The organism is Campylobacter sp. S4:11 (assembly GCF_024723695.1).
Taxonomy (GTDB): domain Bacteria; phylum Campylobacterota; class Campylobacteria; order Campylobacterales; family Campylobacteraceae; genus Campylobacter_D; species Campylobacter_D jejuni_C.
The window spans coordinates 1-583 of the sequence record NZ_JANQDC010000086.1; the positions used below are offsets into that span (position 1 = coordinate 1).

Genomic DNA, 583 nt, shown 5'->3' on the forward strand with positions numbered 1-583 from the left:
AATTCCCCCTGTTTTAGTAATGATTACTCCATTAGGATTAATTAAAAAGACATTATTACCACCTGCATTTAATATACCTTCTATCATAGATTTACTAGTTCCATGAGCAATGTTTAGGTAGTTTTTGTCTTTACCTCCAAAGTTTACCTTTTCACCATCTGCTATATTAAAGCCACCACCCCATTGTATGACTGAATTTGTTCCATTACCATTAATTTGCATATGACCATTGCCAGAAGTTATAGTCCCACTAGTTCCATGAGTAAATTTACCTCCACTAGGTAAAGCCATTAGTGGAGAAAAGAGCATTGATACAGTTATGCCTGAGAGTATGATGTGATTTGCTAACTTTTTCATAATTAATCCTTTTTGGTATATTGCTTTAGTTTAAATTCACTACTATGCTTTTTGCATCTTTACTTACACTTAGAGTGTATTTAGCTTTTTGAACTTTTGCTTTGATGTTTTTATGTAAGCTTTGATTATTTTTAGTGATAGTTTCTAATAAGCTTTGTAAGTCTTTTTGATTTAGTTGTTTATTGTTTGCATCTACAAAGCCTTTTTCACTTTGCATTAAAATAAT

General features: G+C 30.9%; 2 protein-coding genes. Both read right to left on the bottom strand.

The window, feature by feature from the left end; genetic code table 11:
- A partial coding sequence (locus tag CAMP5053_RS08305) for a two-partner secretion domain-containing protein (protein WP_337217648.1) occupies nt 1–357 on the bottom strand: 357 nt, incomplete at its 3' end.
- Nucleotides 358–382: 25 nt separating this feature from the next.
- Nucleotides 383–583: hypothetical protein (locus CAMP5053_RS08310; RefSeq protein WP_337217649.1), on the bottom strand; the 201-nt coding region annotated here is incomplete at its 5' end.